Source organism: Pseudomonas sp. NPDC088414 (genome assembly GCF_044753325.1).
In the GTDB taxonomy this organism is placed as follows: Bacteria; Pseudomonadota; Gammaproteobacteria; order Pseudomonadales; family Pseudomonadaceae; genus Aquipseudomonas.
Window position 1 is genome coordinate 58,709 of record NZ_JBIVMY010000025.1, and the last position, 26,063, is coordinate 84,771.

Genomic DNA, 26,063 nt, shown 5'->3' on the forward strand with positions numbered 1-26,063 from the left:
GGAGTCAGCGTCAACTCCTGCCCTTGATCAAATGGTGATCGAAGCCTTGTTCCACCAGATACCGCCAGGCTACCTGAACCTCTTCGGGGATGGTCTGCTCGACCTGAAATCCCAGCGAAGGGTAAACCATGATGCGGTGTATATCGCCGACCATTTCGTCGATCAGGCCCAATACTCCGATCAGGTTGCTGACCTCTTCGGGAAAACCGAACGACGGCGCATCGACCCAGGCTTCCAGTCCGGGCCACTGCACGGGCAGGGTCAACGCCACGCGCCGGATCGAATTGGGCTTGGTCAGAAACGTCGCGCGGCGCACGTCGGGAAACATCGCTCGGGCGAACGCGATGTTTTCAGCAAAATTGGTCGCGCGGGTTTCCAGGGTGAACTGCTGCGCCGTCACCCCTTGCGCCAGGGCACGTTGGGCAAAAATATCGGCTTCGCTGCGTTCCCACAAATGCCGGGTCCAGTTGCCGGTGCTGCCGGTGAACAACAGGTGCGGTGCCACGCCGTCTTTCAACAGTTGGCAGGCGTAATCGCAGACCCGCAAGTCGTAGGAGCCGCAGACCACGATCAGTTCACAAGCGCTGTGTTGGCGCCCCGCACCGAGGAATTTCCAGAGCACGCTGGCGTGCTGCAACGTCAATGTCATGACCGGGCAAACCTCTGGGTCGGGTGCGCGTTGATGAACAGCGCTCCATCGGCATAACCGTGCGCGCCCCTGCCGTCGAGCCTAAGCGCAAGTCGAGTGAAATCGGCATACACGCCTGCGGCGCCATGCGCGGTCAGCGTCGGGTCGTCGCCAATGCCGATACACAGCGCACCGCTGCTGATCGCAGACTGCACACCGCTGACCGAGTCTTCGAAGACCAGGCATTCATCACTTTGCCGGCCCAGTTGTGCCGCCGCCAGGCGATAGGGATCGGGCGCCGGTTTGCCGCTGCGCACATCGTCGCGGCAGATGATGCTGTCGAACGCCGACGTCAGGTGGTGTTGCTGCAGAACGTGCTCGACCCGCGCCCGCCAACTGCTGGTGACCAGCGCCAGCGGCACGGCGTGCTTCCGCAGTCGGGCGATCAACGTCGCGACGCCCGGTACCAGCGCACAGTTCGTCACCTGCTCGATGGCGTCGACTTCACGCTTGATCGCCACCTGCTGCGCTTCATCGAATTCGGCGAACAAGGTCTTGAGGGTGTAACCGCCGGGACGACCGTGGATGTGCTCGTCGATGAACACCTGATCGACGCTGATCCCGTACTCGCCCGCCACGGTGGTCCAGGCGTGTTCAATCACCTCGCGCGACTGAATGAGCACGCCGTCCATATCAAAGCAGACGGCTGTAAACGTTTGTTGAGCCATGAGTTGCACTTCGCATTTTCTGATGAGCAATGAACGCCAGCACCGTTGCGACCAAGGCAAACAGCGCCATCACGTAGTAGGACCACTGCGGTTGGGTCTCGTACAGGTAGCCGGCGAAAGGTGTGGCCAGGCCCATGGGCAAGGCCACTGCCAGGGAGTAATAAACCCCTTGAGTAAAGACCTGAATATCCGGCGGTGCCTGGTCGCGAATAAAGCGCATGATCGCTGCGTGGTAGGCGGCAAAACTCAGCGCGTGCAGGCACTGGCCCAGAATGATCATCGACACCGCATCGCTGTTGGCAAACAGCGCCCAACGCAGCGCCGCACACACGCTGGAAAACATCACCAACGACAACGGCGCGCAAAACGCCAGGACCTTGTTGGACAGCGCGAACCAGGTGATTTCCGCAATCACCGCCACCGCCCAGAACATGCCGATCGCCGAGGAAGAAAAACCCTTCACCCCCCAACCGATAGAAGCCGTGGAAAAGTACAGGGTGTGACTCAGTTGAATGAAGCTGGCGGCAGCAATCGCAATCAACAGGCTTTTGTGCGCCAACAACGCCCGCCAGTCAGGCCGTTTGCGCGCCGGACCGAGCGGCGCCAGATGCGCCCGCGACACCTGGCGCTTCAGCCGCAAACACGCCACGGCGGTGATCAACATGCTCGCCGCGATCACCAGCGGCACCCACGACTGGCTGTACTGCGCAAACAGAAATCCACCGAGGGTCGAGGTCAGGATAAAGGCCGAAGAGCCCACCGCCCGCACCCAGCCGTAATTCTGCAGGGCCAGTTTGTCGCGCTTTAGCAGATAGGATTCGGACAGCGGCAGCACCACCATCCATACCCCGCCAAACAGCACACTCAGGCACACGAACATCCACAAATGCGCCGGGATGAAGTAGAACAGCAACGTACACAGCGCGGCGGTAACGCTCAGAACAGCGGCGAGCCGCAACTGATCCACGCGCCAGTCGGCCACGTAGGTGATCAGCACCCCGGTCACCACCTGCGGCCAATACGCCGCAGCGATCAGCAAGCCGATTTCACTGGCACTGAAGCCCAGGGAATCGAGCCAGGTCGGCCAGAACGGATAGATGATCCCTTCCGCCGCAAAGAACCCGAAAAAGATTAAATACATGCGTCAACCATACGCCCGGTACTCCTGAAACAGGGCTCCCCGGGGAGCCCTGCATACCATCCATTTATTCGAAGCGTTGTTGAGTAAAGCTGTTTCTGCCCTTGCGCCAGACAATCAGCGATTCACTCATGACCACCAGATCGACCATGCCTTCTTTCAGCGCATCCAGTGCGTCCTGGGAAGAGCACACGATCGGTTCTTCGTGGCGGTTGAACGAGGTGTTGATCAAGGCTGCCTGACCGGTTTTCTGGTGCCAGGCCGTCAGCAGGCGATGCATGAACGGGTCGCTCTGCGGACGAATGATCTGCGGGCGCGCGGTGCCGTCGATGTGCACCACGGCCGGACTCGCCTCGCGAAATTGCGGGTGGCAATCGTAGGTCATGGTCATGGTGTCGGCGGCCACCTGCTGCTCGTCCCAACCGACGTAGCAGGCCGGCGCCTGCTCGATGGCCGTGACCGGGCCGAAGGGCATGAACTCGGTGCGATGCATGCGCTTGTTCAGCCAGTCGTTCACCTCGGCATCCTGCGCGTGATAGACGATGCTGCGGTTGCACAGCGAGCGCGGGCCGAACTCCATCTTGCCCTTGAACATGCCCAGCACCTGATTTTCCGTCAGGGCCTCGGTCAGCACCTCGATGATGTTCGACGGCGTGTGATAACCGAGTTCAGGGTAGTCACGAATGATCAGGTTGATGTTCTGCGAAACGCTGCGCGATTGTGGCCCGAGCATCATCGACGGATTCTTGAAACGGGTGCCGTTTTCCAGGTATGCGGCGCCGACTGCCGCCGCCAGTGCCAGGCCGCCATCGCCCATGCACGGCAGCACGTAAACGTCTTTGACGCCCGGAATCTCGCGCAGGCGCTGGTTGAGTTTGACGTTGCCGAACACGCCGCCGGCCAGGCACAGGTTGGCAGTGCCGCGCTGCGCCAGATGATGGCTGACGGTGGCCACCAGCAGGTCTTCGCTGTGACGCTGTACAGCGGCAGCGATGTCCTCGGGGGTTTCCCGGGCAAACAGGGTTTCCAGCGGCTCGCTGTAGGTGTTGTAGGACGGCAGGAACATATCGCCGCAGCGCGCCTTGATGCGGCCGTCTTCGAAACGGATCATCTGCTGCATCACGCCCAGCAGTTTCTGCGGATCACCGAATGCGGCCAGACCGGTGACCTTGCCTTCGTGGCGGTTGGGCTTGTAACCGAGCAGGTGGGTGATCCGGCCATAGAAATAACCGAGGCTGTCGATGCTGGTTTCGCGTTGCAGCACCGTGGTTTCTGTCGGGCTGTACCAGGTGACGGTCAGCGACTGGAAATCGCCGCGTCCGTCGCAGGTCAATGTCAACGCTTCCTCGAATGGCGAGCAGACATAGGCACCGAGCGCATGGCACTCGTGGTGATCGATGTAATACGCCTTGCCCTGCAAACCGTTGTCGACAATGAACTGGTCGAATTCGCCGCGCTTTGCCTTGTCGTTGTTGATTTCATCGGTCACCCGCTGGCGGAACTGCGCCAGCCCCTGGGGGTTGTTCCTGACCTCCTCGACAATGCGATCGAAGTACAACTCCAGGTGTTTGTCGGCACTGAACCCGGCGTTCCATCCATAGGCGACATGATCGACGTCTTCCAGCGACACGCCGGCCTGGCTCAACACAAACTCGATGGACTTGGCCGGCCAGATTTTATGGTCCTTGATCCGGGTGAAACGCTCTTCGCTGACCGCCGAAAGAATCTGACCGTCACGTACCAGGCAAGCACCCGCCAAATCATTGTTCGTAATACCCAAAATGATCATAACTATTCCTTGTTTTCGCCAATTGAGGTGACGGCTTCGCCCACGCGCGTAGCGTGCAATGCAATAACCAGAGTCAATGACAGATGCCGGCCGTCATGGCCGACCATTACTCATCGGGAGATCGCGGATTCATGTGTGTCCGCCGGGGGATACGCCTTTACGAGAAGGCATCAATGGGTGTCGCCATCGCAAATTCCTTTTGCCAGAAAAACTCCATGGGTGGTGCCGTGCTGAACGGGCCTCATGCCTGCAACACATAGAGCGCGACATGCATCGCAGCCGCCCTCGTTTCACCGCGGTAGCAGCCTAGCCGGTAATTTCCCGAGCGCCCGGACAAGTCCCCGCTAAAAATTAAATTCCACTGGCATGTGGCGTATTTGCGGGGGTTTACCGGGACAAAAAAACGGGCGATGACGGCGTGCCTGCCGACTATTCTGTCGTTTGAGCCAGCGCTTTCGCGAGCAGGCTCGCTCCCACAGGTTGATTGCATTCCGTCAGTCAGAATGCGGTTCACTTGTGGGAGCCAGCCTGGTGGCGATGGCGGCGTAACATCCAACACAGATGCTGACTGGTCGACCGCTATCGCTGGCAAGCCAGCTCCCACAGATTCGGTGGTGTTTGGATGGTTTGTGTAGGGCTCACACCATCTCGCTACGAATCCAGTCCACCACCGACGTCCGCTTCGGCACCCAGCCCAGCAGTTCGCGGGCGTGTTTGCCGCGTACGCGGCTGTTGGAGCCGAGGCCGTAGTTGGCCATTTCATAGCCCCACTCGGCTTCGGCGTCTTGCAGTGGCCAGTCTTGTGGCTCGCCGAGATTCAGCGCTTCGGCCATGGCTGTGGTCATGTCGATGAACGACGCTTCGCCGCTTTCGACGAAGTAGAAGGTGCCCGGCACGTTTTTGGTCAGCGCCAGCAGGTACAGGGCGACGACGTCTTCGATGTGCACGTTGGACCAAATGTTCTGGCCAGTGCCAACGTGGCGCACCACGCCGCTTTTGCGCGCTTGCTTGAGCAGGCGCGGCAACTGCACGCTGTCGCGATTGACGCCCAGGCTGTGGCCGTAGATCAAGGTGTTGCAGATCACTGCCGAGTTCACCCCGTCCTTGGCAGCGGCGAGGATCAGGTTGTCGATGGCCACGCGAGCCGCCTTGTCGACGGTGGGTTCCGGCAGGTTGTCTTCGTAGTAGATGACGTCGCTGGACTTGCCGCCCGACGCATCACCGACGATGCTCGAACCGCTGGTGTGCAGGAACACTTTGTTAGAACCGCGCAGGGCATCGAGCAACGCTTCGACTGCGCCGCGATGGTCACTGCTGGCGGCGTTGATCACCGCATCGGCGGCGCGGGCCTGTTCGGCCAGCAATGTGCTGTCTTCGAGGGTGCCGATCACCGGGGTGATGCCCAGTGCTTTCAGCTCGTCAGCCTGTGCGGCGCTGCGCACCAGGCCCGTGACACTGTGCCCGGCCTGGACCAGACCGGTAGCGATGGAACCGCCGATAAAACCGGCGGCGCCGGTGATGAATACGTTCATGGAGAAACTCCCTGCGTGAATAAGTGATGCAGCGAGTATCGACCGGTCACCTCGATGGAAAAACCCGCCCTCGCCCAAATCACTGTTGCGCAGGGGTCACGAATCAGCCCTTGAAATCGGCGTTGGCGTACGCCGCGAGTTTGCTCTGGATGAAGTCGAGAAAGCACTGAATGCGCAGCGCCAGTTGCGAGTTACGGTAGTACACCGCGTTGATCGGCTGACGATAACCGCTGTTGAATTCCGCCAGCAGCACCTTGAGGCGCCCGGCGCGGATGTCGTCGATGGTCATGAAGTGCGACAGGCAGGCAATGCCCTGCCCCTCCAGCGCCAGATGGCGCACGGTTTCACCGCTAGAGGCGCTGATGGCTGGGGTGATCGGCCAGCGGTCACCGTGCACGTAGCGCAGCGGCCATTGGTTGAGGCCTTCGTTGTGGGTGAAGCCGAGCAAGGTGTGTTCGCTCAAGTCGGCAACCTGCTGCGGCGCGCCGTGCTTTTCCAGATAGGCCGGGCTGGCGACGATCAGCAGCGGACTGCAACCGAGCGAGCGCGCATGCAATGTCGAATCGGCAAGGGTGCCGATGCGGATGGCGACGTCGGTGCTTTGTTCCAGAAGGTCAATGATCAGGTCATTGCTGTTGAGTTCGAGCTGGATGTCCGGGTACAGATCACGGAATTCGTCGATGTACGGCACGATGGCGTGCAGCATGAAGGGCGACGCGGCGTTGATCCGCAGGCGCCCGGACGGGGTTTGCTGGCGTGACGACAGACGCTCTTCGAGGGCATCCATCTGGTCGAGAATCAGCTTGGCCTGCTCGAAGAAATACTTTCCCTCCTCGGTCAGGTCCATGCGCCGCGTGGTGCGGTTGATCAGCGTGGTGTCGAGCTTGGCTTCGAGCCGCGACAGTGTGCGGCTGACCGCCGACGGCGTCTGCCCGACCTGTTCGGCGGCGGCGGAAATCGAACCGCACTCGATTACGCAGACGAAAATCTGCAACTCATCGGATCTGGCTTTCACGGAAATTCTCTATCGAATGCGTATTCATCGTGGCGAGGGAGCTTGCTCCCGCTGGAGTGCGCAGCGCTCCCCTGCGATTCAGGTAGAAGCGAGGGCCGCTGCGCAGCCCAGCGGGAGCAAGCTCCCTCGCCACAGGATTTGGCCAAGCCATTCGATAGTAGCTTGATTCACTCAAGCCTTGAGGCCAAACACCTGCTTGAGATGCTGCTCATACCGCGCCACATCATTCTCGATGTTCGGCCGCTTCATCACATCCACACACAAAAACGTCGGCAACCCGCTCATGCCCAAAAACTCGTTGGCCTTGTGGAACGGGAAATACACCGCATCCACACCCTTGGCTTCAAAGAAATCGGTCGGGTCATCAAACGCCTGCTGCGGTGCGTTCCAGGTCAGCGACAGCATGTACTGCTTGCCCTGAATCAGGCCGCCGCTGCCGTACTTCTGCGAAGAGTCGGAACGGGTGCGACCATCGCTGGCATAGAGGCTGCCATGGCCTTCGGTGAACACTTCGTCGATGTACTTTTTCACGGTCCACGGCGCGCCCATCCACCAGCCCGGCATCTGATAAATGATCACGTCGGCCCAGAGAAATTTCGCCACTTCTTCAGCGACGTCGTAACCCTCATCGATGAAAGTGGTTTTGACATCCAGACCACCGCGATCCAGCACGCTCAGTGCAGTTTCGTGCAGGGTGGCGTTGTAACGACCGTCGGAGTGGGCGAATTTCTTGCCGCCATTGAGCAACAACACTTTTTTCATGAGAACGCCTCGGTGCAGCCTTGGGGCTGGAGGAAGATGGGAAAACGAATGGCGGCAGGTTAACCATCCCTCTCGCGCGGAATAAGCCGTGTCGGCGCAAAATACATTTGATCAAAAAGCACGAATCGAATGAAGATTGTTGCAATAACATCCTCAGCCATCTGCATTTGAGGAGTTGTTTCGATGAGTGAACGCCACGGTTTCATCCTGCACGCCAAGACCCGCCCGGAGAAAGCCGAGGCCTTCGAAGCGCTGTTTCGCGCCTATGTCGAGCCGAGCCGCGCCGAGCCCGGCTGCATCGAGTACCACATGCTGCGCGACAAACAAGATCCGACGCTGTTCATCTTCTACGAGATCTGGGAAAGCCAGGCGCACCTGGACGTGCATTCGAACCTGCCGCACATGCGCGAGTTTTTCGAAAAGCGCATGGACTATCTGGAGCGCGATTTCGATATCCGTCGGATCGACATGCTCAGCGCTTCTTCGGCTAGCCGCTGATCAGCAGATGGGCGCCGAGTGCGCCCAGCCCGATAAAGAACACCCGCTTGAACAGCACGGCACTGATGCGCTGGCGCAACCACTGCCCAAACCACATGCCCAGCATCGCCGGGATCAACACCAGCAGCGAGGCGCTCAATTCGCCGCCACCCAGCGCACCGCGCCAGAACAAGCCTGCGGCCAGCGCCAGGGTCGACACGGTGAACGACAGCCCCAACGCCTGCACCAGTTCATCACGCTGCAAACCCAGCGCCTGCAGGTACGGCACCGCCGGAATCACGAACACGCCGGTGGCCGAGGTGATGACGCCGGTGATCAACCCGCACAGCGGACCGAGCCACGGTTCATGCCGAGGATTGACCCGCAGCGTCGGCAGCAGCAACCCGCTCAACGCATACAGCAGCAACGCCGCGCCCAGCCCACGCACCACCCAATGCCCGCCCGCCATGCCGATCGACAATGTGCCGAGGGCGGTGCCGAGGAAAATCATCAGCAGCAGCGGCCACAGGCGTTTGATCAGCGCCCGCAGATGCCCGCCGAACGCGAGTTGCCAGAGGTTGGTCAGTGTCGCCGGAATGATCAGCAGCGCGGCTGCCTGTGATGGCGCCATAGCCAGACCGAGCAGGCCCATGGCAACAGTGGGCAGACCGAGGCCGATCACGCCTTTGACCAGGCCGGCCATTATGAAAGTGGCGATGACCAGTAAGGACAAGGCCAGACCCAGGTTTTGATAGAAATCGGCGAGTGCGTTCATGGCGCTAATGTGCGCCTTTGCGGGTGTACTGAAAATCTGCCATATACTGAGGCTGCCTCTGCCGATGCAAGAGGCTTGGTATTTGATTAGGGCTTCTGGCCTCATCGCTGGCAAGCCAGCTCCCACAGGTTTCAGTGTGGACCACAGGATTTGTGCACAACACAAATCCTGTGGGAGCTGGCTTGCCAGCGATAGGGCTCGCCCGGACACCACAAAAACCACAGGCTGCCCCATGCACTTCGACCTCACCGACCTGCGCCTCTACCTGCACATCCTCGACACCGGCAACATCACCGCCGGCGCCGCGCGCAGTCATTTGTCACTGGCCGCCGCCAGTGCGCGGATTCGCGCGATGGAAGCCTCGCTGGGCACCGAGTTTCTGCAACGTGGCCGCCGTGGTGTGACCCCGACACCCGCGGGCAAGGCACTGGCGCAACATGCGCGCGTGCTGCTGCAGCAGTCCGAGCGCATGCAGCAGGATCTGGCGGATTACGCTCAAGGTGTGAAAGGTCAGGTGCGGCTGCTGTGCAACACCACCGCGATCACCGAATACCTGCCGGAGGCACTGGCGGATTTTTTGCGCGACCATCCCAACCTCGACATCGATCTGCAGGAGTTGCCCAGCGCGCGCATCACCCATGCGTTACGCCAAGGGGCGGCGGATCTGGGGATCGTGTCCGACGCGGTGGACAGCTCAGACCTGCAGACGCTGCCGTTTCGGGATGATCCGTTGGCACTGATCCTGCCCTTCGGGCATCCGTTGTCTGACGGCGCCGAGGTCAGTTTCAGCGACGCCCTGCAACATGACTTTGTAGGGCTGCGCGCCGACAGTGCACTGGCGGTGTACCTGGAAGAACAAGCACTGCACAGCGGTTCGCGGATGCAGATCCGCATCCGCGCCGACGGTTTCGACGGAGTCATGCGCATGGTCGCCCGAGGTGCCGGGCTGGCAATCGTGCCGCTGGCCTCTGTCGAGCGGGGCGCATTGCGTTCATTCAAATGGGTTGCGCTCAATGAAACGTGGGCACGCCGCACGCTCATGCTGTGCGCCAGGGACTTCACCGCGTTGCCCCATTACGCCCGGGCGTTGTTACACGCGCTCACCGATCCGCGCGTTTCTGAGCAGCCCGATGTCGACCCCAGACAACTGACCGACAAGCAGGGGCTATAGGGTTCGACTTCAAATCCTTCTGCCCGGAGTCCACATGACCACGACCGCCCCCATCACCGTTCTGCGCGACACTCACCCACTGCCGGTACTCGATGCCTGCAAATGGGAAAAACTCGAAGGCGACCCGCACACCGTCAACCTCAACGCCTACACCAGCGAAGACGGCAGCAAGATCATGGGCACCTGGATCTGCACTCCGGGCAAGTGGCGGGTGGACTACGTGAAATGGGAGTACTGCCATTTCCAGGAAGGCTACTGCATCATCACCCCGGACGGCATGGCGCCGATTCACCTGCGCGCTGGCGACATCTTCGTGGTTGAACCGGGGATGAAAGGCACCTGGGAAGTGGTGGAGACCGTGCGCAAATATTTCGTCTTCGCCTGAAAAGCAAAAGATCGCAGCCTCCGGCAGCTCCTACAGGGTCTAGTCTCACCCATGTAGGAGCTGCCGAAGGCTGCGATCTTTTTTGCCTCACAAAAAAACCTGTGGCGAGGGAGCTTGCTCCCGCTCGGCTGCGCAGCAGTCGTAAATTCAGTCAATGCGGTTTTTCTGAAGAACCGCATTGACCGGGTTTGGGTCTGCTACGCAGACCAGCGGGAGCAAGCTCCCTCGCCACAAAGAATCGCACCCCGCGGCATTACTGTGGCTTGCGATAGCTGTTGATAATCGCCGAGAAGTCCTTGCCGCCGTCCCCACGCAGGCTCATCGCCTGATACAACTGCTGCGCCACCGCGCCGAGCACCACCGGTTGATGCGCCTGACGCGCCGCTTCGGTTGCCAGCCCCAGATCCTTGAGCATCAGTTCGGCACCAAACCCACCGGTATAACCGCGCGAGGCCGGCGCCGTTTCGACGATGCCCGGCCACGGGTTGTACATTTCCGAACTCCAGCAACGCCCGGTCGAACTGTTGATGATCCCGGCCAGCACCGAAGTGTCGATCCCCAGCGCATCACCCAGCGCCATCGCTTCGCTGACACCAACCATCGAAATCGCCAGCAACAGGTTGTTGCAGATCTTGGCGATCTGCCCGGTGCCGACTTCACCGCAATGTACGATGTTGCGCCCCATCTGCGCCAGCACCGGCTGCAGGGTGGCGAACAGTTCCGGGGTGGCGCCGACCATGAACGTCAGCGTGCCCGCGGTCGCGCCGCCGGTACCACCGGAGACCGGTGCATCAGCCATGGCCACGCCTTGTTTGGCAGCCGCAGCGGCGACATCGCGGGCGGTCTGCGGATCGATGGTGCTGCAATCCACCGCCGGCACACCTTTGCCAATGCCGGCCAGCACACCGTCCTCACTCAGCCAGACGCTGCGCACATGTACCGCCGCCGGGAGCATGGTGATCACCAGTTCGGCGTCTTCGGCGGCTTCACGGGCCGAGGCGCGAATGGTGCCGCCCAGTTGCTCGAGTTCCGCCAGCACGGTTTTGTTCAGGTCTACCAGATTCAGCGAGTGGCCGGCCTTGATCAGGTTGCGCGCCATCGGCGCGCCCATATTGCCCAGACCGATAAATGCGATTTTCATGGCGATTCCTCAGCGCAGGTTGATGGTGGTGTTCACGCCGTCGTTGACGCTGTCGTCATCGAACCAGCGCGCCGTGACCGTTTTGGTCTGGGTATAGAACTGCACCACTTGCTTGCCGTACGGGCCGAGGTCGCCGAGTTTCGAACCACGCGAACCGGTGAAACTGAAGAACGGCACCGGCACTGGAATCGGGATGTTGATACCGACTTGGCCGACGTCGATTTCCGTCTGAAATTTACGCGCCGCTGCACCGCTCTGGGTGAACAGGCCCGTGCCGTTGCCGAACGGGTTGGCGTTGACCAGCGCGATGGCCTGATCGAGGGTGTCGACTTCCAGCACCACCAGCACCGGGCCGAAGATTTCCTGGGTGTAGATCTGCATGTCGGTGGTCACGCCCGAGAACAGGGTCGGGCCGACGAAGTTGCCTTGCTCGTAGCCCGGCACCTTGATGTCGCGACCATCAAGTTCCAGCTTGGCGCCTTCCTTGATGCCGCTTTCGATCAGATCGAGAATCCGCGCCTTGGCTTTCTTCGAGATCACCGGACCCACATCAGTGCCCGCCTCGCTGCCGGCGTTGACCTTGAGTTTCTGCGCCAGCGCTTTCAGATCCGGCAGCCATTGTTTCGCCGCACCAACCAGCACCACCACCGAGGTGGCCATGCAACGCTGACCGGCCGCACCGAAACCGGCGCCGACCAAGGCATTCAGCGCTTGCTCGCGATTGGCGTCCGGCAGCACCACGGCGTGGTTCTTCGCGCCCATCATCGACTGCACGCGTTTGCCGTGCTTGCCGGCCAGGTCATAGACGTGAGTACCGACCGCCGTCGAACCGACGAACGACACCGCTTTGATGTCCTTGTGCGTGCACAGGCCATCAACCACGTCTTTACCACCATGAACGACGTTGAGCACACCCGCCGGAACACCGGCCTCGATCGCCAGTTCCACCAGCAGCATGGTCGACAGCGGATCCTGTTCCGACGGTTTGAGCACGAAGGTGTTGCCGCAGGCAATGGCCATCGGGAACATCCACAGCGGAATCATCGCCGGGAAGTTGAACGGGGTGATGCCGGCGCACACGCCGATCGGCTGGCGCAGGGTGTAGGTATCGACGCCACCCGCCACGTTTTCGGCGAACTCGCCCATTTGCAGGGTGCCGATGGAACAGGCGTGTTCGACCACTTCCAGGCCGCGGAAAATGTCGCCCTCGGCGTCGGCAATAGTCTTGCCCTGCTCGGCGCTCAGCACCACGGCGATGCGTTTGGAGTGCTCGCGGATCAGCGCCTGCAGCTTGAGCATGATGCGCATGCGCGCGCCGATCGGGGTCAGTTTCCAGGTCTGGAAGGCGCGGTGTGCGGCACTGATGGCGGCATCGACTTCAGCGGCGGTGGCGAACGGGACTTTGGCCAGCACTTGCTGGGTCGCCGGGTTGACGATGTCGTGCCACTCGGTGGTCTGCGATTCGACCCATTCGCCGTCGATCAGCAGCTTGACCTTCTGGACCGTGGTTTCGTTGGGCGTAAGCGATGCGTTCATGCTGGTCTCCGAAACTTGTTTTTATCGTAGGAGCCAAGGCGAAGAGATTCGCCTTGAGATGAGGCGTGTGTCACGAATTGGTTGTCGGACTGTTTTTGGAGTATAGATGTGCAAACTTCTAATAAGAACGCACATATAAGCCCGTCCATCATGCAAAAAAACATCACCTCCCTGGGGTCGCTGAATTGGGACGACCTGAAGTTTTTCCTCGAAGTCGCCCGCACCCGCAAGGCCAGCACCGCGGCCAAACGGCTCGCCGTCGATTACACCACCGTGTCGCGGCGCATCAGTTCGCTGGAAGCGGCGTTGGGTACCCTGCTGTTCGAAAAATCGCGCACCAGCGGATTCGTGCTGACCAGCGAAGGCCAGCGTCTGCTGGGGTATGCCGAGTCGATTGAAAGCACGTTGCACATGGCATGCGAGCAAGTCTCGGGCTCTGGTGTGGCACTGTCCGGGCACGTGCGCATGGGTTGCACCGAAGGTTTCGGCAGCTTTTTCATCACCCCGCAACTGAGCCACTTCGTCGACGCCTATCCGGCGATTTCGGTGGACATCCTGCCGCTGCCGCACTTCATCAGCCTGTCCAAACGCGAAGCCGACATCGTCATTGCCCTGGAGCGCCCGGAGCACGGCCCGTACGTGTGCTGCAAACTCTGCGACTACCGCTTGCAGCTGTACGCGACCCAGGACTACCTCGACCAGCACCCACCGATCCGCCGCCCTGCGGATTTGGGCAAGCATCAATTCATCAGTTACGTGGATGACCTGGCGTTCAGCTCGGAGCTGCTGTACCTGGCGAACGTGCTGCCCGGCGCCAGCGCTAACCTGCGCAGCACCAGCGTCATCGCGCAGTTCGTCGCGGCGCAGCAAGGGCGTTCACTGGCAATTCTGCCGTGCTTCCTCGCCGCGCAGGATCCGCGCCTGCTGCCGGTGCTGCCCGAGGAAATCGACATCACCCGGCAGTTCTGGATGTACTGCCGGGAGGATCTGAGGAAGTTGAAGCGGATCACTTTGTTGTGGGATTACATCCGTGAGGTGACCGAGCGCAATCAGGGCCTGCTGATGGGGCAGACCCGGGAGATGCGGTTTGCCGATTAATCGGCGCTGACCACAATCGACACCCGGCGATTTTCGGTGCGCCCGGCGGCAGTGTCATTGGACGCCACCGGCTCGCTGCTGCCCAAGCCGCGCAACTGGATGTTCTCTTCCTTCATACCGACGGTGGTCAGCACTTTGGCCACACTTTTGGCCCGACGCAGCGACAGTTGCTGGTTATAGGTCTCTTTGCCCGACGCGTCGGTATGACCGTCGACCCGCACCCGCTCGATACCGACGCCGTGCAGCGCCTTGCCGATGCGTTCGACGATTTCGGTGCTCTGGTTGTTCAGGCTTTCGATATCGCTGCCAAACAGCACTTTGCCGGACAGGCCAAACTCCCAGCCCTCGTCGGTCGCCTCGAAGCCTTGTTGTTTGAGTACGGCGATCTGCGCCGGGGTCAGGCCTTTTTGCGGTGCGGTCTGGCACCCGGTCAGCGCCAGTACGGCGATCATCAGCAAGGCGGAAAACAGTCGAGCGGGAAATGTGAACACGGAATCAGCTCCTGGTTTGAAGATTGACGACCGGGCTCTCCGACCCGGCAGTGAATTGAGCACCACGCGACAGGCGCTTGGCCTGATACATCGCCGCGTCGGCCGCATTGAGCAAGGCGCCTGGCGTGACACCATGATCGGGGAAAACTGCAATGCCGATACTGAGCGACGTCACCACACTGGTATCCCCCGGCAGCGCGATGGGCACGTCCATGCTGGCAAGAATCTTGTCGGCAATGCGCTCGGCGTCTTCGATCTTGTGCAGCGGCGCGAGCAGTACGGCGAACTCGTCGCCGCCGAGCCGCGCCACCAGATCCTCTTCACGCAGCTGCGCGCGGATCCGATTGGCAACTGCCACCAGTACCGCGTCGCCGGCGGCGTGACCGAAGTTGTCGTTGATGCCTTTGAAACGGTCACTGTCGAGAAACAGCACCGCCACCCGCTCATTGAGCTTGCCGGCGTTGCGCAAGGCGCGAATCAATCGACCTTCGAAAAACGCCCGGTTCGGCAGGCCGGTGAGGCTGTCGTGGCTGGCCTGATGGGCGAGGGTTTCGTTCTCGCTTTGCAGGTGGGTTTGCCACGATTCGAGTTCGTCGAGCAGGGCATTGAAGTCGTTGCCGAGGTTGTCGAGCTCGGCGATCTGCGCCGGCGGCACCCGGCGATCCAGCGCACGCTCGCTGCGCGCGGCGTGGGCTACTGCCGCGAGGCTGCGAAGTGGACCGGTAATGCTGCGCAGCTGTCGGCGTGCCAGATACAGCGCGACCCAGGCACTGATCGCGGTGCAGAGGACGATCCCCGCCAGACCGCTGAGCAAGAAGCGCATCAGGCTGCCGCCGTGACCGACCAGCAGGATGCGTCCGATTTCACGATCCTGATGCACGATCGGCAGGCTGATCGGCTTTTCCAGAATGGTCCGGGCGGCCTGCATTTCCAGCTCGGAGAACAGGCCGTTTTCGGGACGCTGCCAACGCGCGAGCAACGTACCCTGGGCATCGAAAACCTGAGCATCCGCCACTTCTTCGGTGGACGCGATCAACGCCAGCGCTTCCGTCGCGGCAGCCTTGTCGTTGAACACTACCGCCGCTTCCACGGTGTAGCTGATCGAACGCGCAATCAGGTGCAGGTTGTGATCGGCGTAGACCCGCAGCGCGAGAACCCCCAGCAGGGTCAGCGACACACTGGCCATCGTCACGGCCACCAGCGCGACAATCAAATGTCCACGACCGATGACCGAGCCCAGTGTCGGGCGGGTTCTGGAGCCGAACAGTTTCATGGTGCCGCCGGTTTGCGGCGCGACAACTGCAGCACGCTCGGGTGGATGCGTACGCCGCTACGGGCGACGGAGTCGAGATTGACCTCGAAGGACACCTGCTCATCGCTGACGCGCAGGCAGAACAGGCTGCCGACCGTGCATTGATCGCCACCTTCGCTGATGCTCAGCACCGGATGGCCGATCAATGAAGAGAAGAGCCGACTGCGTTCATCTGCGGTGAGTTTGCCGATGTACACCGCATCACACTCGCTGACGATGGCCGGATTGTCGGCCAGCAGTCGGCGCACAGTGACCGGACGACCAGTGGCTTGCGTGGTGCCTTTGACCAGATCGTCGGTGTACTCGGTGGGGCCGACGATACACAGGCGCAACTGCGCAGGCTCGACCGGCCAGCGTGCGTAGCTGAGGATGCCCAGCACGACTTGCGTCACTGCCTGGGCGCGCTGTTCGGCCATGCCCGTGGGCGTTTGTGGCTGTGCCATGGCAATGCCCGTCAGCAAACAGAGCAGACCGACAAGCAATACGTGCTTGCAGCGAACCACGCGCTCTGTCGCCCAGACTGCCACCTTCATGCAGGGATTCTCTTGCATCGTACCGAAATGATGCCGCAACGATAGCACAGCGGAGTAACACCAGCGAAACAGTGCCTCCTGACCGGCTGGTCAGTAACCACCGCCAATCGCCAGATCTTTCATCCCCGAGCCTCGCCACCCTCCTCCAGTTCCAGCATCAGTCCGCTGAGGCGCTTGACCTTGCGCTGCACGGCCTCTTCGAACACGCCTGCGCGAGTTTCGACCAGGGTGAACCAGTTTTTCGCGCGAGTGATCCCGGTGTAGATCAGCTCTTTGGTCAGCACCGGATTCAAGGCATCCGGCAGGATCAGCGCAGTGTGCGCGAACTCCGAACCCTGGGATTTGTGCACGGTCATGGCGTACACCGTTTCCACGTCGTTGAGCCGACTCGGCAGCACGAAGCGCACGCCGCCCTGACCATCGTTCCGCGGAAAGGCCACGCGCAATACCGGTTTGCCCACGTCGGGGCCTTCACGCTCGGGCAGCTTGAGCGCAATGCCGATGTCACCGTTCATCAGGCCCAGGCCATAGTCGTTGCGGGTCATCAATACCGGCCGGCCTTCGTACCATTGCTGGTCACTGTCGATCAGCCGCGCCTTGAGCAAGGCGTCGGTGATGCGCTGGTTCAAGCCTTCTACACCCCAAGGGCCTCTGCGCACCGCGCACAGCAACTGGAACGTATCGAATGCCTGCAGCACTTCACGCGCCCAGTGAATCCAGTCCGGGTGTTCCAGCGGTCGGCCTTGGGGTGGTCGTTGATTTCGCAACACGCTCAGGTAATGGCGATAGCCCTGCGGCCCGTCGCCATGGCCATCGAGCACCAGACGTTCGAACTTGTGGTTGTGTTCGCCATTGAGCGGCAGCGAAAACACGTCGGCGTAATGACCAGCGCTCAGTAGTTGCCGCGCTTCCTCGGGCAACTGATGATTGACCCGCCGCGCGAGTTGCCCGATGCCGCTACCCTCGCCGAATCGCCGGGAGTGGCGCAACATCACCAGTTGCTGCGCCAGTGGATGCGCGCCGTCATTGTCTTCGTGCAAACCGCTGTCCTGCAGCGATTCACCGCTGACAGACTCCAGCCATTGTCGGGTTTGCGGGTTATACCAGCCAGCCTCGGCATCGCGGCACAGATCGCCTAACACCGCACCGGCCTCCACAGAGGCGAGTTGGTCCTTGTCCCCGAGCAGCACCAGACGCGCATGGGGCGGCAAGGCATCGAGCAGATTGGCCATCATTTCCAGGTCGATCATCGACGCTTCGTCGACCACCAGCACGTCCAGCGGCAAGCGGTTGCCCGCATGGTGGCGGAAGTGACGGGTACCGGGCCGACTGCCGAGCAGACGGTGTACGGTGGTCACGTCGCAGGGGATTTTCTCGCGCACGGCGTCGGCGACTTTCAGCGACTGCACTTGCTGGCTGATGGACTCGGTCAAGCGTGCAGCGGCTTTGCCGGTGGGTGCCGCCAGACGAATCCGCAGCGGCTGCCCGGCCTCCACGGCGGGTGCCTGGAGCAACGCCAGCAGACGCACCACCGTGGTGGTCTTGCCGGTGCCCGGGCCGCCGGTGACGATACTGAATGCGCCGCGCGTGGCCAGGGCGCAAGCGAGTTTCTGCCAGTCGATCACTGCACCTGGTTTTCTCGCCCCGAACAGCTCATTCAAGCGCTGCGGCAAGTCCGCCGGCGGCATTTCGCTCTGCGCCAGACGCAGACGCAAGGCGCTGTCGATCCGTCGTTCATAAGCCCAGTAGCGGCGCAGATACAGGCGCTTTCCGGACAACACCAAGGGGCGTTCCTGCGCCACTGCACTTGTGTCAGCCGCCAGCGCGACCAGCGGACTGCCCGCCAGCACCTTGCACCAATGAGCGCCGTCGAGGGCTTCGAGCAATTGCGACGGCAGTAGCAGAACACCCCCTTGCACATCCCCTTCGGGAGGGAGCGACAAGGCGAAATCCGGGGCCTTGAGGGTTTCGAACAAATCCAGACACACATGCCCGTGACCGAGCTGATGACTGGTCAACGCGGCGGCGAGCAGCACCAGTGGATCAGCCTCGGGCGACAACTCATGAAGGAACGCGACAAACGCCTTGTCCAGTGAACGCAGCCAGCCCCGTTCGACCCAGCGGGTCAGCAACAGCAGCAGATCGTCGGCGCGGGTCAGCGGTGACAAGGTCGACAGACTGTCGTCGGCCAACGGTGTCGGCAGCAGATCGGCGAAGGTACGGTTCATAACAGGACTCCCTGTTCCCATGCGGGCTCGGCTTTGGGTGCAGGCTTGCCCTGGAACAAGCGGTCCAGGCTTTCGATGAGTTCTCGTGGCGGACGGGCAAAATACACGCCGCGACTGTCCGACCGTGTGCCGCGCAGAAATAGATACAGCGCGCCCCCCACATGCCGGTCGTAATCGTAGTCAGGCAGCCGCGCCTTGAGTTGGCGGTGCAGTGCCAAAAGATACAGCACGTATTGCAGGTCATAGCGGCTGTCGAGAATCGAGCGTTCCATGGCCTGCTCGGTATAAGCCATGTCGTCAGCACCCAACCAGTTGGATTTGTAGTCGGCCACGTAGTAGCGGCCATCGTGTTCAAAGGTCAGGTCGATGAATCCCTTGAACATCCCGTTGAGCTGCACCGGCTCGGCCGCCACCCGCGCCACGCCACCATGGGTGTGCTGGCGCACCAGCTCATCGAGTTTGAGCACGTCGACCTGATGGCTGGCGAACCAGAACTCCATCTCGACCCGGTACTGTGTCAATTGCTCCAGTACCACTGGTGATCGCCCGGTACCTGCCGGCAACGGTGTCTTCAGCAGATGCTCCAGCCAATCACTCAATGTGGTGATCCAGCCTTTCCAGCCACGCAGGTTGCAGCGCCGGGCAATCGCGTCCTCCAGCGCATCGCGCGGAACGGCGAAACCTTCGTCACCCGCCCATTCCAGCAAACCGTGGAGGAATGTCCCTGGATTGGGCCCGCGCGGGAAGCGATGTATATCGGCGCCACCGGCGATGATTTCTCTCGGTGCCTCGGGATCAAGGCGCTCATCATCAAACAGTTTTTGCGCTTGCGGACTGTCCGGCGCTTCATCACTGCCGACACTCAATACATCACTGATGCGCAAGGCACTGTAGGAAGCAATCCACCAGTTTTCACTGGCCTTGCGCTTGGGCAACAGCGTCGCGCTGAGCGTCGCTGCAGTGCGCGGTGGCTGATAATGCTCGTCCGTGGGTTGAGGCATGTCAGCGATGGCGATGGCCGGGCAATCCTGTTGCAGGTCCTGCAGCCAGTGATTCAATCCGGTGGACTCGCCCAGCATCTCGCCACCACCCAGCAGGTATCCAAGGGCAGAAAGATGCAGCACTGAACTGTTGTTATTACCGCGCTTGAGATCGGTCACGCCCAGCCAGCAGGCATGCTGCGCGCGGGTCAATGCCACGTAGAGCAGACGCAGGTCTTCGGCGAGACGCTCATCATCGGCCAAGGCAATCAACTCAGCAGTCGGTTTCAGGCTTACCTGCGCCTTGCCCGACGCGTCGTGGTAATTGAGTGGCAAGCGGCTACCGTCCACTGGTTTTGCCGAGCAGATGAACGGCAGGAACACCAGGGGATACTCAAGGCCTTTCGACTTGTGGATGGTCACGACCTTGACCAGTTGTTCGTCGCTTTCCAGACGCAGAATCTGCTCTTCCCCCGCCTGACCGGACAATGCCAGGTGTTCGGCCAGATGCCGGATCAACGCCTGCTCGCCGTCGAGCTCAGCAGCAGCCTGCTGCAGCAATTCCGACAAGTGCAGCAGGTTGGTCAGCACGCGTTCGCCGTCGCTGCGTGCCATGAGGATCTGCGGCAACTGGAAGTCGTGCAGCAGGCGACGCAGCATCGGCAGCACACCTTGCTTGCGCCACAATTCGCGATAACCGCGGAACTGCATGACGCGGGTTTCCCAGACCAACTCGTCCTGGTTCAGGCGTTCCAGCTCGACCAGTGGCAGGTTGAGAGTGATGCAGGCCAGCGCGGCTTTCAGCGAGCGCTCGACGTCCGGCTCCGCGCAGGCCTTGAGCCACGACAGCAAGTCATGGGCTTCCTGGGCGGCGAAAACCGAATCCTTGTCCGAAAGGTAGACGCTGCGCACGCCTCGCGCAGCCAGCTCGCCACGAACGGCCTGCGCCTCCTTGCCATCGCGAACCAGAATCGCAATGTCCGAAGGACGCAGGCCTCTGAATTCCTTGCCACTCTGCACAAATCCAGCGCTGCCGGCTTGCCCGCCATTGAGCAACGCGGTGATTTGACTGGCACAGGCCGCCGCCAGTTGCTGGCGATAGACGGCACCCGGCAGCGGCTGGTCGGTAGGCAGGTGCCAGACGTTCAGCGCCGCAACGTCCTGTCCGGCAATCTGTAGCCATTCTTTGCGACCCTGAGACTCGACGGGTTGAAACGGTACCGGGTTCTTGCCGGTTTTCTGCCGAAACAGAAACGCGCCGCGCCCCAGCTCTCGGGACTCGGCGCGTTCAAACACATGGTTGACCGCTTTCACCATGCCGTGGCTGGAGCGGAAGTTGGTACCCAGCGTATGCAGTCGGCCGGCTGTAGCCTCACGTGCACGCAGATAAGTGTAGATATCGGCGCCACGGAACGCGTAGATCGCCTGTTTGGGATCGCCGATCAGAAACAGACCAGTGTCCGGGCTGTTGTCTTCGATGCGATAGATACGTTCGAAGATCCGGTACTGCACCGGATCGGTGTCCTGAAACTCGTCGATCAGCGCGACCGGAAACTGCTCGCGGATCAGTGTGGCAAGCCGCTCCGCGCCATCAGACTGCAGTGCCGCGTCAAGACGCAGCAACATGTCATCGAACCCCATCTCGGCACGACGACGTTTCTCCTCTTCAAAACGCGCGCCTACCCATTTGGCCGCGTGTTGCAGGACTGCTGCATCAGGGCTCGGCAATGCATCGAGACTCGACTTGAGACCGGCCATTGCATCGAGTCCCGGATGGTTCGGCGCCTGGCCTTTCCAGGCTTCGGCCATGCCGTCGGGCGTCAGCCGGGTGAAGCCGGTGCCGATGTCCAATTGCTCCAGCGACTCGTCTTCAGCCCAGGCCTTGAGCTTTTCAAACCAGGGTTCAAAGTAACGGGCCTGCATCTTGCGACCGTCGACAGCTTTGTTCGTAACGCCTTCATGACAAATGGCGAGCAGCTCATCGGCCCATTGGCGCCAGGGCATCTTCAGTTCAAGCAAGGCAGCACGACGCTCCTGCAGACACTCGTCGATCAGCTCTGCCGGGGGCTTGCCTTCGTCGCTGTCGCGCTCGCTGGCAAACAGGCCACGCACTCGAGGCAGCAGCGCCGCGGGTCCGCCCCAGTTGTTGCGCACCCAATTGAGGACATCGCCCTGCATCGGGTAGCAGAACAGACGCCAGTAGTCGCGCAGCACCTCGCCAAGCAAATCGCTGTGATCGGTCTCGAGGGATTGAGTAAACAGGCTGCCGCTATCAAAGGCGTGTTCACGCAACATGCGCTGACACCAACTGTGAATGGTCGAAACGGCGGCCTCGTCCATCCATTGCGCGGCGATATCCAGCCGATTGGCGCAACCGGACCATTGTTGCGGCGCATATTGCTCGCGCAGATCAGCAATCAGGGCATCAGGCGCCGGTATCTCATCACGGAAAAATCGGGCAGCCTCGGCCAATCGAGTACGAATCCGCTCGCGCAGCTCCTTGGTTGCCGCATCGGTAAAGGTCACCACGAGGATTTGCGGAGGCAACAACTCACGACCGAAGCCATTCAGGTCGCCGCCATGGCCGAGGATCAGCCGCAGATACAGAGCGGAAATGGTGAAGGTTTTACCGGTACCGGCACTGGCTTCGATCAATTGGCTGCCGTGCAGCGGGAAAGCCAGTGCCAGCGGGATCTTCGAACTCATGAGCGCCCCCCTTCGCTTGCGAGTGAGCGCCAGGGTGCTTCGAATAGAGGGCGATACAAGGCGTCGCACCACCCTGAAAATGTCTCATCGCTGAGTAGCGAATCAAAGTCGGCGAATTGCCTGGACAGCGCCGGGCTCTCACGACGCTCGCCTTCGCTGGTCTGGCCATCACCTTCATAGGCTTTGCGAGCTGCGGCTTGCGCCTTGAGCGGATCGGACTGGGACAACCAGGCAAATGCGGTTTTTACTGCGATCGGCAACGGCTGACGCATTCCGGCCTGCCAGGCAAGCAGCAGATCACCGAGGAAACTCAGCGCCCGATCCTGCTCCATGGGCTCGAGCAACAGCGTGTCATCACTGGCTACCAATGCAGTGGTCATCGATAGTCCGCTGGCACAGGCGACAAGATGATTGACCCACGGTTTGGTCAAACGGTGCCATTTTCGACTCTTGATCGAGCCAATGCTATTGGGAATGGTCGTGACTGATAGCAGTCCTCCATCGGCACGCTGATGCAAGCTGGCGAGCCAACCTTCCAGGCGCAGTCCCTGCAATTGGAGACTGATCGGAACCGCGCTGGTCAGTGGTGTTGGCCATAACGTGAGCAACTGCTGAAAGCGCTGAAGCAAATCCGGCAGCGGTTCGATCAACTCACGCTGCAGGCACTCACCGAAACCGGCCATGGGCAGCAGACCACTGTTTTGCAGGCGACGGGCGTGCGCCTCTAGCGCCTGATCGACATTGTCCGGTTGCCGGAGTGCCGCGTCGAGCAGGCTGTCGCTGAGGGTGTAACGCTGCAATGCATCAAGTACGAAAGGCTCCTCGTCCGCCAGTGGTGCTTCAGCGGCCTCGAAATACACCTTGAGCCGCTGGGTGAAAAAGTGGCGAACCGGGTTGCGCAGGAAGTCCTGTAGCAGGACCAGAGTGAGAGGTTCTTCCTGGACATAGGGATCGAGCAACTGTTCCGCATTTTGGCTCTGAGCGGGTTGATGCAAGACCTGCCATTCTCTGGCATAGCTGAATAGTTGATTGCCCTCATGGAAGTAACGCGCGCTGAACGGTTGCAACGGGTGCTCCTCGGTTAACGCGTCCAGCAGATTTCTGCTCTCGTCGGCCAATCGCCAGCCACCGGCGAGATGGTCTCGCAATTGCCCAATCAGCACCGACGCCGGGCGCTCGCTGTTGTCGCGAATACTGCGGCCGACCCAACTGATATAGAGCTGATTGCGCGCAGACAGCAACGCTTCCAGCAATAGATAACGGTCGTCCTCCCGTCGGGAACGATCTCCCGGACGGTAATCGCTGCCCATCAGGTCGAAATCCAGGGGCGGCTGCGCGCGTGGATAGTCACCATCATTCATTCCCAGCAAACAGACGAGTTTGAAAGGAATCGCACGCATCGGCATCAAAGTGCAGAAATTCACGGCACCGGCGAGAAAGCGCTGGGACAGGCGGCCCTGATCCAGACCGGCAAGCCAGGCCTCACGCACCACTGTCAGCGGCAGTTCATCTGTCAGGCCTACCGATTCGCAGGTTTCCAGCCATGTCTCGCGAAGCTCCTCCAACTGGGTCAGCAAGAAGTCGTCATGTTCATTACAGGCCTTGAAGAACAATTGCATCAGCGCCTGGAGACGTAGGCCCCACTCATGGGGTTGTGCCGGTTGCGTGAGTTCCTGATGCGCCAGTTCCAGCGCATCGAGCAACGCGACCAGAGGCCCGATCAGCGCGGCATCCAACCCACCGATTTCATCATAGGGCTCGATGCCCGCACAGGCATTGGAGCTGCCGACAGCGTAACCGAGCAGCATCCGGCGCAAGCCAAAATGCCAGCTGTTTTGTTCGAGCTCACCTGGCAGTCCAAGGCCTGCCCGTTGCTCGGCATTCATGCCCCAGCGCACACCTGCGCCTTCTATCCAGCGATGCAGAGTCGGCAAATCACGTTCCTCAACAGCGAATCGGGCACGCAATGCGGGAACGTCGAGCAAATCGAGGATTTCACTGACCGGAAAACGACTGTCCGGCAACTTGAGCAGGTGCTCGACGGCAATCAGCAAGGGATCGCGGCCGCGCTGCCCCTGATCGGCCAGAGTAAACGGGATGAAGCGCGGATCGTGTCGCTCGAGCTGGCCAAACACCGCGCGGATGTGCGGGGCATAGCTGTCGATGTCCGGCACCATGACGATCACATCGCGGGGACGCAGTTGAGGGTTGGCGCTGAAGCGGGCCAACAACTGATCATGAAGAATCTCGACCTCACGCTGCGCGCTGTGGGCGATGTGAAAGCGGATCGACTCATCCTGCATCAGATCGACAGCGGGCCAATGCTCGCGCGTTTCATCAAGTGGTCGCAACTCCAGGATGTCGTCCTGGAGCTGATTGAGCAGGTTCTGCGGCTGCGTTTCGCTGAACAGGTCGATGCGCCCGTCACGAAATGCCGCGCGATAACTGTTTGGATCATCGTAGCTGTCGAGCAGGCTGATGTAGTCGCGACCTTGTTTGCCCCACGCGGCGAGCAGCGGGTGGGCATGTTGATGCAAGGTGTCAGGATCAAGTACGAACGGCATGCCGGTCTTGCGGCTCTGGCGCTTGTATTGGTGGCGCAGCAGATCTTTGTCGGCGACGATATCGGCCCAGTGGTGACGGCAGGGGTTGTGCACACAAAGCAGAACCTGGCTGAAACGTGCGAGTCCGGCCAGAGCCTCAAGCACTTGAGCCGGCAGAGAAGAAATACCAAAAACGATCACACGCGAGGGCAGGCCTGCGGGGGCGACTTCGAGGGTGTTTATTCTCTCGATAAACCGCTGATGGACACCCGCACGACTCTGGGCCATGCCTTGTTCGCCAACATCCTGCAATAGCGCACGCCACAGTTCGGCCTGCCAGCAACTGGTCGGCGGCAGGGGTTTGATTTCGCCCCTGACATTACGTAATTGGTGGAAACCTTGCGCCCAGTCTTCAAGCCAATCCGCGCGATACACCTGATATTGGTCGAAAAGATCCGCCAGGCGTTCAGACAATTGATAGCGCTTGCGCAAGTCGGTGTCGTGGGTGAGGAAGCGCTGGAGCGGCTCGAAATGCGGACGGTCGATCAACTGGGGTAACAGACGCATCAATCGCCAGGTCAAGGGTGCCTTGTCGAGCAGGGATTTGGCAGGGATTTCATCTCGGCCCAGGACCATGCGGTAGAGCTGCCACATAAAGCTGCCGGGTAATTGCACGTCGATGGCTGCAGCAATTCCGCAACCACCGAGATCATCGTCCTGGGGATCCTCAGCCAATGCCAACTTGAGCCATTGGGCAATACCGTTGCTCTGCACGAGAGCGATTTCATTCTCCAAGGGCGCCAATGGATAGCGCCGCATAATGCTGACCACCAGGCTGCGCAGCTCGTCCAGGCTATTGCTCTGGACCACCATGAATGCAGCATTGAGGGACGAGGCGTCCGGCATAAAAGCTTCCTTGGAAAAGTACAAAAGCCAGGGCAGAACCTTAGCACTGTCGGCGGGCTGTGACAGCCGGAAGGGGCACCTGCATGTCGTAGGAACTTTCCTGCGGGCAAAACAAAACCCCAACTGCTTTCGCAATTGGGGTTTCGGAATTTAATCTTGACGATGACCTACTCTCACATGGGGAAACCC

The 26,063-nt window shown here is 60.8% G+C and carries 20 protein-coding genes; 4 read left to right on the forward strand and 16 right to left on the reverse strand.

Going from position 1 to position 26,063, the window contains the following annotated elements; translation table 11 throughout:
- Positions 1 to 10: 10 nt before the first annotated feature.
- The 7 genes from ACIP8I_RS19845 to ACIP8I_RS19875 form a co-directional block, all read right to left on the reverse strand.
- Positions 11 to 649 carry a YdcF family protein gene (locus tag ACIP8I_RS19845; protein WP_400763218.1) on the reverse strand — a complete coding sequence of 213 codons (639 nt, stop codon included), beginning with the start codon at positions 647 to 649 and terminating at the stop codon, positions 11 to 13.
- Complete coding sequence (locus ACIP8I_RS19850) at positions 646 to 1,356, reverse strand: HAD family hydrolase (protein WP_400763220.1); 711 nt, start codon at positions 1,354 to 1,356, stop codon at positions 646 to 648. Before ACIP8I_RS19850 ends, ACIP8I_RS19845 begins: the two co-directional genes overlap by 4 nt.
- Positions 1,322 to 2,497 carry an MFS transporter gene (locus ACIP8I_RS19855; RefSeq protein WP_400763223.1) on the reverse strand — a complete coding sequence of 392 codons (1,176 nt, stop codon included), beginning with the start codon at positions 2,495 to 2,497 and terminating at the stop codon, positions 1,322 to 1,324. The genes ACIP8I_RS19850 and ACIP8I_RS19855 overlap by 35 nt, the downstream gene beginning before the upstream one ends.
- 64 nt (positions 2,498 to 2,561) lie before the next feature.
- The gene (locus tag ACIP8I_RS19860) at positions 2,562 to 4,283 is read right to left on the reverse strand and encodes a carbamoyltransferase (RefSeq protein ID WP_400763226.1); all 1,722 of its coding nucleotides are present in this window, start codon (positions 4,281 to 4,283) and stop codon (positions 2,562 to 2,564) included.
- A 638-nt stretch (positions 4,284 to 4,921) separates the two neighbouring features.
- A complete protein-coding gene (locus ACIP8I_RS19865) occupies positions 4,922 to 5,815 on the reverse strand; it encodes an NAD-dependent epimerase/dehydratase family protein (RefSeq protein ID WP_400763229.1) in 894 nt (297 codons plus the stop codon).
- A gap of 103 nt (positions 5,816 to 5,918) precedes the next feature.
- On the reverse strand, positions 5,919 to 6,830 hold the full coding sequence (locus ACIP8I_RS19870; RefSeq protein ID WP_007962126.1) for a LysR family transcriptional regulator: 912 nt from the start codon (positions 6,828 to 6,830) through the stop codon (positions 5,919 to 5,921).
- A 171-nt stretch (positions 6,831 to 7,001) separates the two neighbouring features.
- Positions 7,002 to 7,592 (reverse strand): NAD(P)H-dependent oxidoreductase, encoded by a 591-nt coding sequence (locus tag ACIP8I_RS19875; protein ID WP_400763232.1) that lies wholly within the window; start codon positions 7,590 to 7,592, stop codon positions 7,002 to 7,004.
- Positions 7,593 to 7,775: 183 nt separating this feature from the next.
- Between ACIP8I_RS19875 and ACIP8I_RS19880 the strand changes: the two genes are divergently transcribed.
- On the forward strand, positions 7,776 to 8,090 hold the full coding sequence (locus tag ACIP8I_RS19880) for a putative quinol monooxygenase (RefSeq protein ID WP_400763235.1): 315 nt from the start codon (positions 7,776 to 7,778) through the stop codon (positions 8,088 to 8,090).
- Here ACIP8I_RS19880 and ACIP8I_RS19885 read toward each other — a convergent pair.
- Positions 8,080 to 8,844 (reverse strand): sulfite exporter TauE/SafE family protein, encoded by a 765-nt coding sequence (locus ACIP8I_RS19885; protein ID WP_400763238.1) that lies wholly within the window; start codon positions 8,842 to 8,844, stop codon positions 8,080 to 8,082. The two genes, ACIP8I_RS19880 and ACIP8I_RS19885, sit on opposite strands and share 11 nt — an antisense overlap.
- Positions 8,845 to 9,076: 232 nt before the next feature.
- Between ACIP8I_RS19885 and ACIP8I_RS19890 the strand changes: the two genes are divergently transcribed.
- Together ACIP8I_RS19890 and ACIP8I_RS19895 are read left to right on the forward strand one after the other, a co-directional pair.
- Complete coding sequence (locus ACIP8I_RS19890; RefSeq protein ID WP_400763241.1) at positions 9,077 to 10,015, forward strand: LysR family transcriptional regulator; 939 nt, start codon at positions 9,077 to 9,079, stop codon at positions 10,013 to 10,015.
- A gap of 34 nt (positions 10,016 to 10,049) precedes the next feature.
- Positions 10,050 to 10,400: a cupin domain-containing protein gene (locus ACIP8I_RS19895; protein WP_400763243.1), complete on the forward strand. Its 351-nt coding sequence runs from the start codon at positions 10,050 to 10,052 to the stop codon at positions 10,398 to 10,400.
- Between the two features lie 253 nt (positions 10,401 to 10,653).
- Here ACIP8I_RS19895 and mmsB read toward each other — a convergent pair whose 3' ends face one another.
- Together mmsB and ACIP8I_RS19905 are read right to left on the reverse strand one after the other, a co-directional pair.
- Positions 10,654 to 11,541, reverse strand: coding sequence for a 3-hydroxyisobutyrate dehydrogenase (gene mmsB / locus ACIP8I_RS19900; RefSeq protein WP_400763246.1), 888 nt, complete (start codon positions 11,539 to 11,541; stop codon positions 10,654 to 10,656).
- Positions 11,542 to 11,550: 9 nt separating this feature from the next.
- Positions 11,551 to 13,077, reverse strand: coding sequence for a CoA-acylating methylmalonate-semialdehyde dehydrogenase (locus ACIP8I_RS19905; RefSeq protein ID WP_007962100.1), 1,527 nt, complete (start codon positions 13,075 to 13,077; stop codon positions 11,551 to 11,553).
- 150 nt (positions 13,078 to 13,227) lie between these two features.
- Between ACIP8I_RS19905 and ACIP8I_RS19910 the strand changes: the two genes are divergently transcribed.
- The gene (locus ACIP8I_RS19910) at positions 13,228 to 14,175 is read left to right on the forward strand and encodes a LysR family transcriptional regulator (RefSeq protein WP_400763248.1); all 948 of its coding nucleotides are present in this window, start codon (positions 13,228 to 13,230) and stop codon (positions 14,173 to 14,175) included.
- On the opposite strand, the gene ACIP8I_RS19915 is transcribed toward ACIP8I_RS19910, so the two are convergent.
- The 6 genes from ACIP8I_RS19915 to recC all read right to left on the reverse strand — a co-directional run bounded on the left by ACIP8I_RS19915 (position 14,172) and on the right by recC (position 25,874).
- Positions 14,172 to 14,627, reverse strand: coding sequence for an OmpA family protein (locus ACIP8I_RS19915; protein ID WP_177325724.1), 456 nt, complete (start codon positions 14,625 to 14,627; stop codon positions 14,172 to 14,174). The two genes, ACIP8I_RS19910 and ACIP8I_RS19915, sit on opposite strands and share 4 nt — an antisense overlap.
- Positions 14,628 to 14,670: 43 nt before the next feature.
- Positions 14,671 to 15,939, reverse strand: coding sequence for a diguanylate cyclase domain-containing protein (locus ACIP8I_RS19920; RefSeq protein ID WP_400763250.1), 1,269 nt, complete (start codon positions 15,937 to 15,939; stop codon positions 14,671 to 14,673).
- Positions 15,936 to 16,511: a YfiR family protein gene (locus ACIP8I_RS19925; RefSeq protein WP_367082974.1), complete on the reverse strand. Its 576-nt coding sequence runs from the start codon at positions 16,509 to 16,511 to the stop codon at positions 15,936 to 15,938. Before ACIP8I_RS19925 ends, ACIP8I_RS19920 begins: the two co-directional genes overlap by 4 nt.
- 119 nt (positions 16,512 to 16,630) lie before the next feature.
- The gene (gene recD / locus ACIP8I_RS19930) at positions 16,631 to 18,739 is read right to left on the reverse strand and encodes an exodeoxyribonuclease V subunit alpha (RefSeq protein ID WP_400763253.1); all 2,109 of its coding nucleotides are present in this window, start codon (positions 18,737 to 18,739) and stop codon (positions 16,631 to 16,633) included.
- Positions 18,736 to 22,425: an exodeoxyribonuclease V subunit beta gene (gene recB / locus ACIP8I_RS19935; protein WP_400763256.1), complete on the reverse strand. Its 3,690-nt coding sequence runs from the start codon at positions 22,423 to 22,425 to the stop codon at positions 18,736 to 18,738. The genes recD and recB overlap by 4 nt, the downstream gene beginning before the upstream one ends.
- The gene (recC, locus tag ACIP8I_RS19940; protein WP_400763259.1) at positions 22,422 to 25,874 is read right to left on the reverse strand and encodes an exodeoxyribonuclease V subunit gamma; all 3,453 of its coding nucleotides are present in this window, start codon (positions 25,872 to 25,874) and stop codon (positions 22,422 to 22,424) included. The genes recB and recC overlap by 4 nt, the downstream gene beginning before the upstream one ends.
- Positions 25,875 to 26,063: the final 189 nt, after the last annotated feature.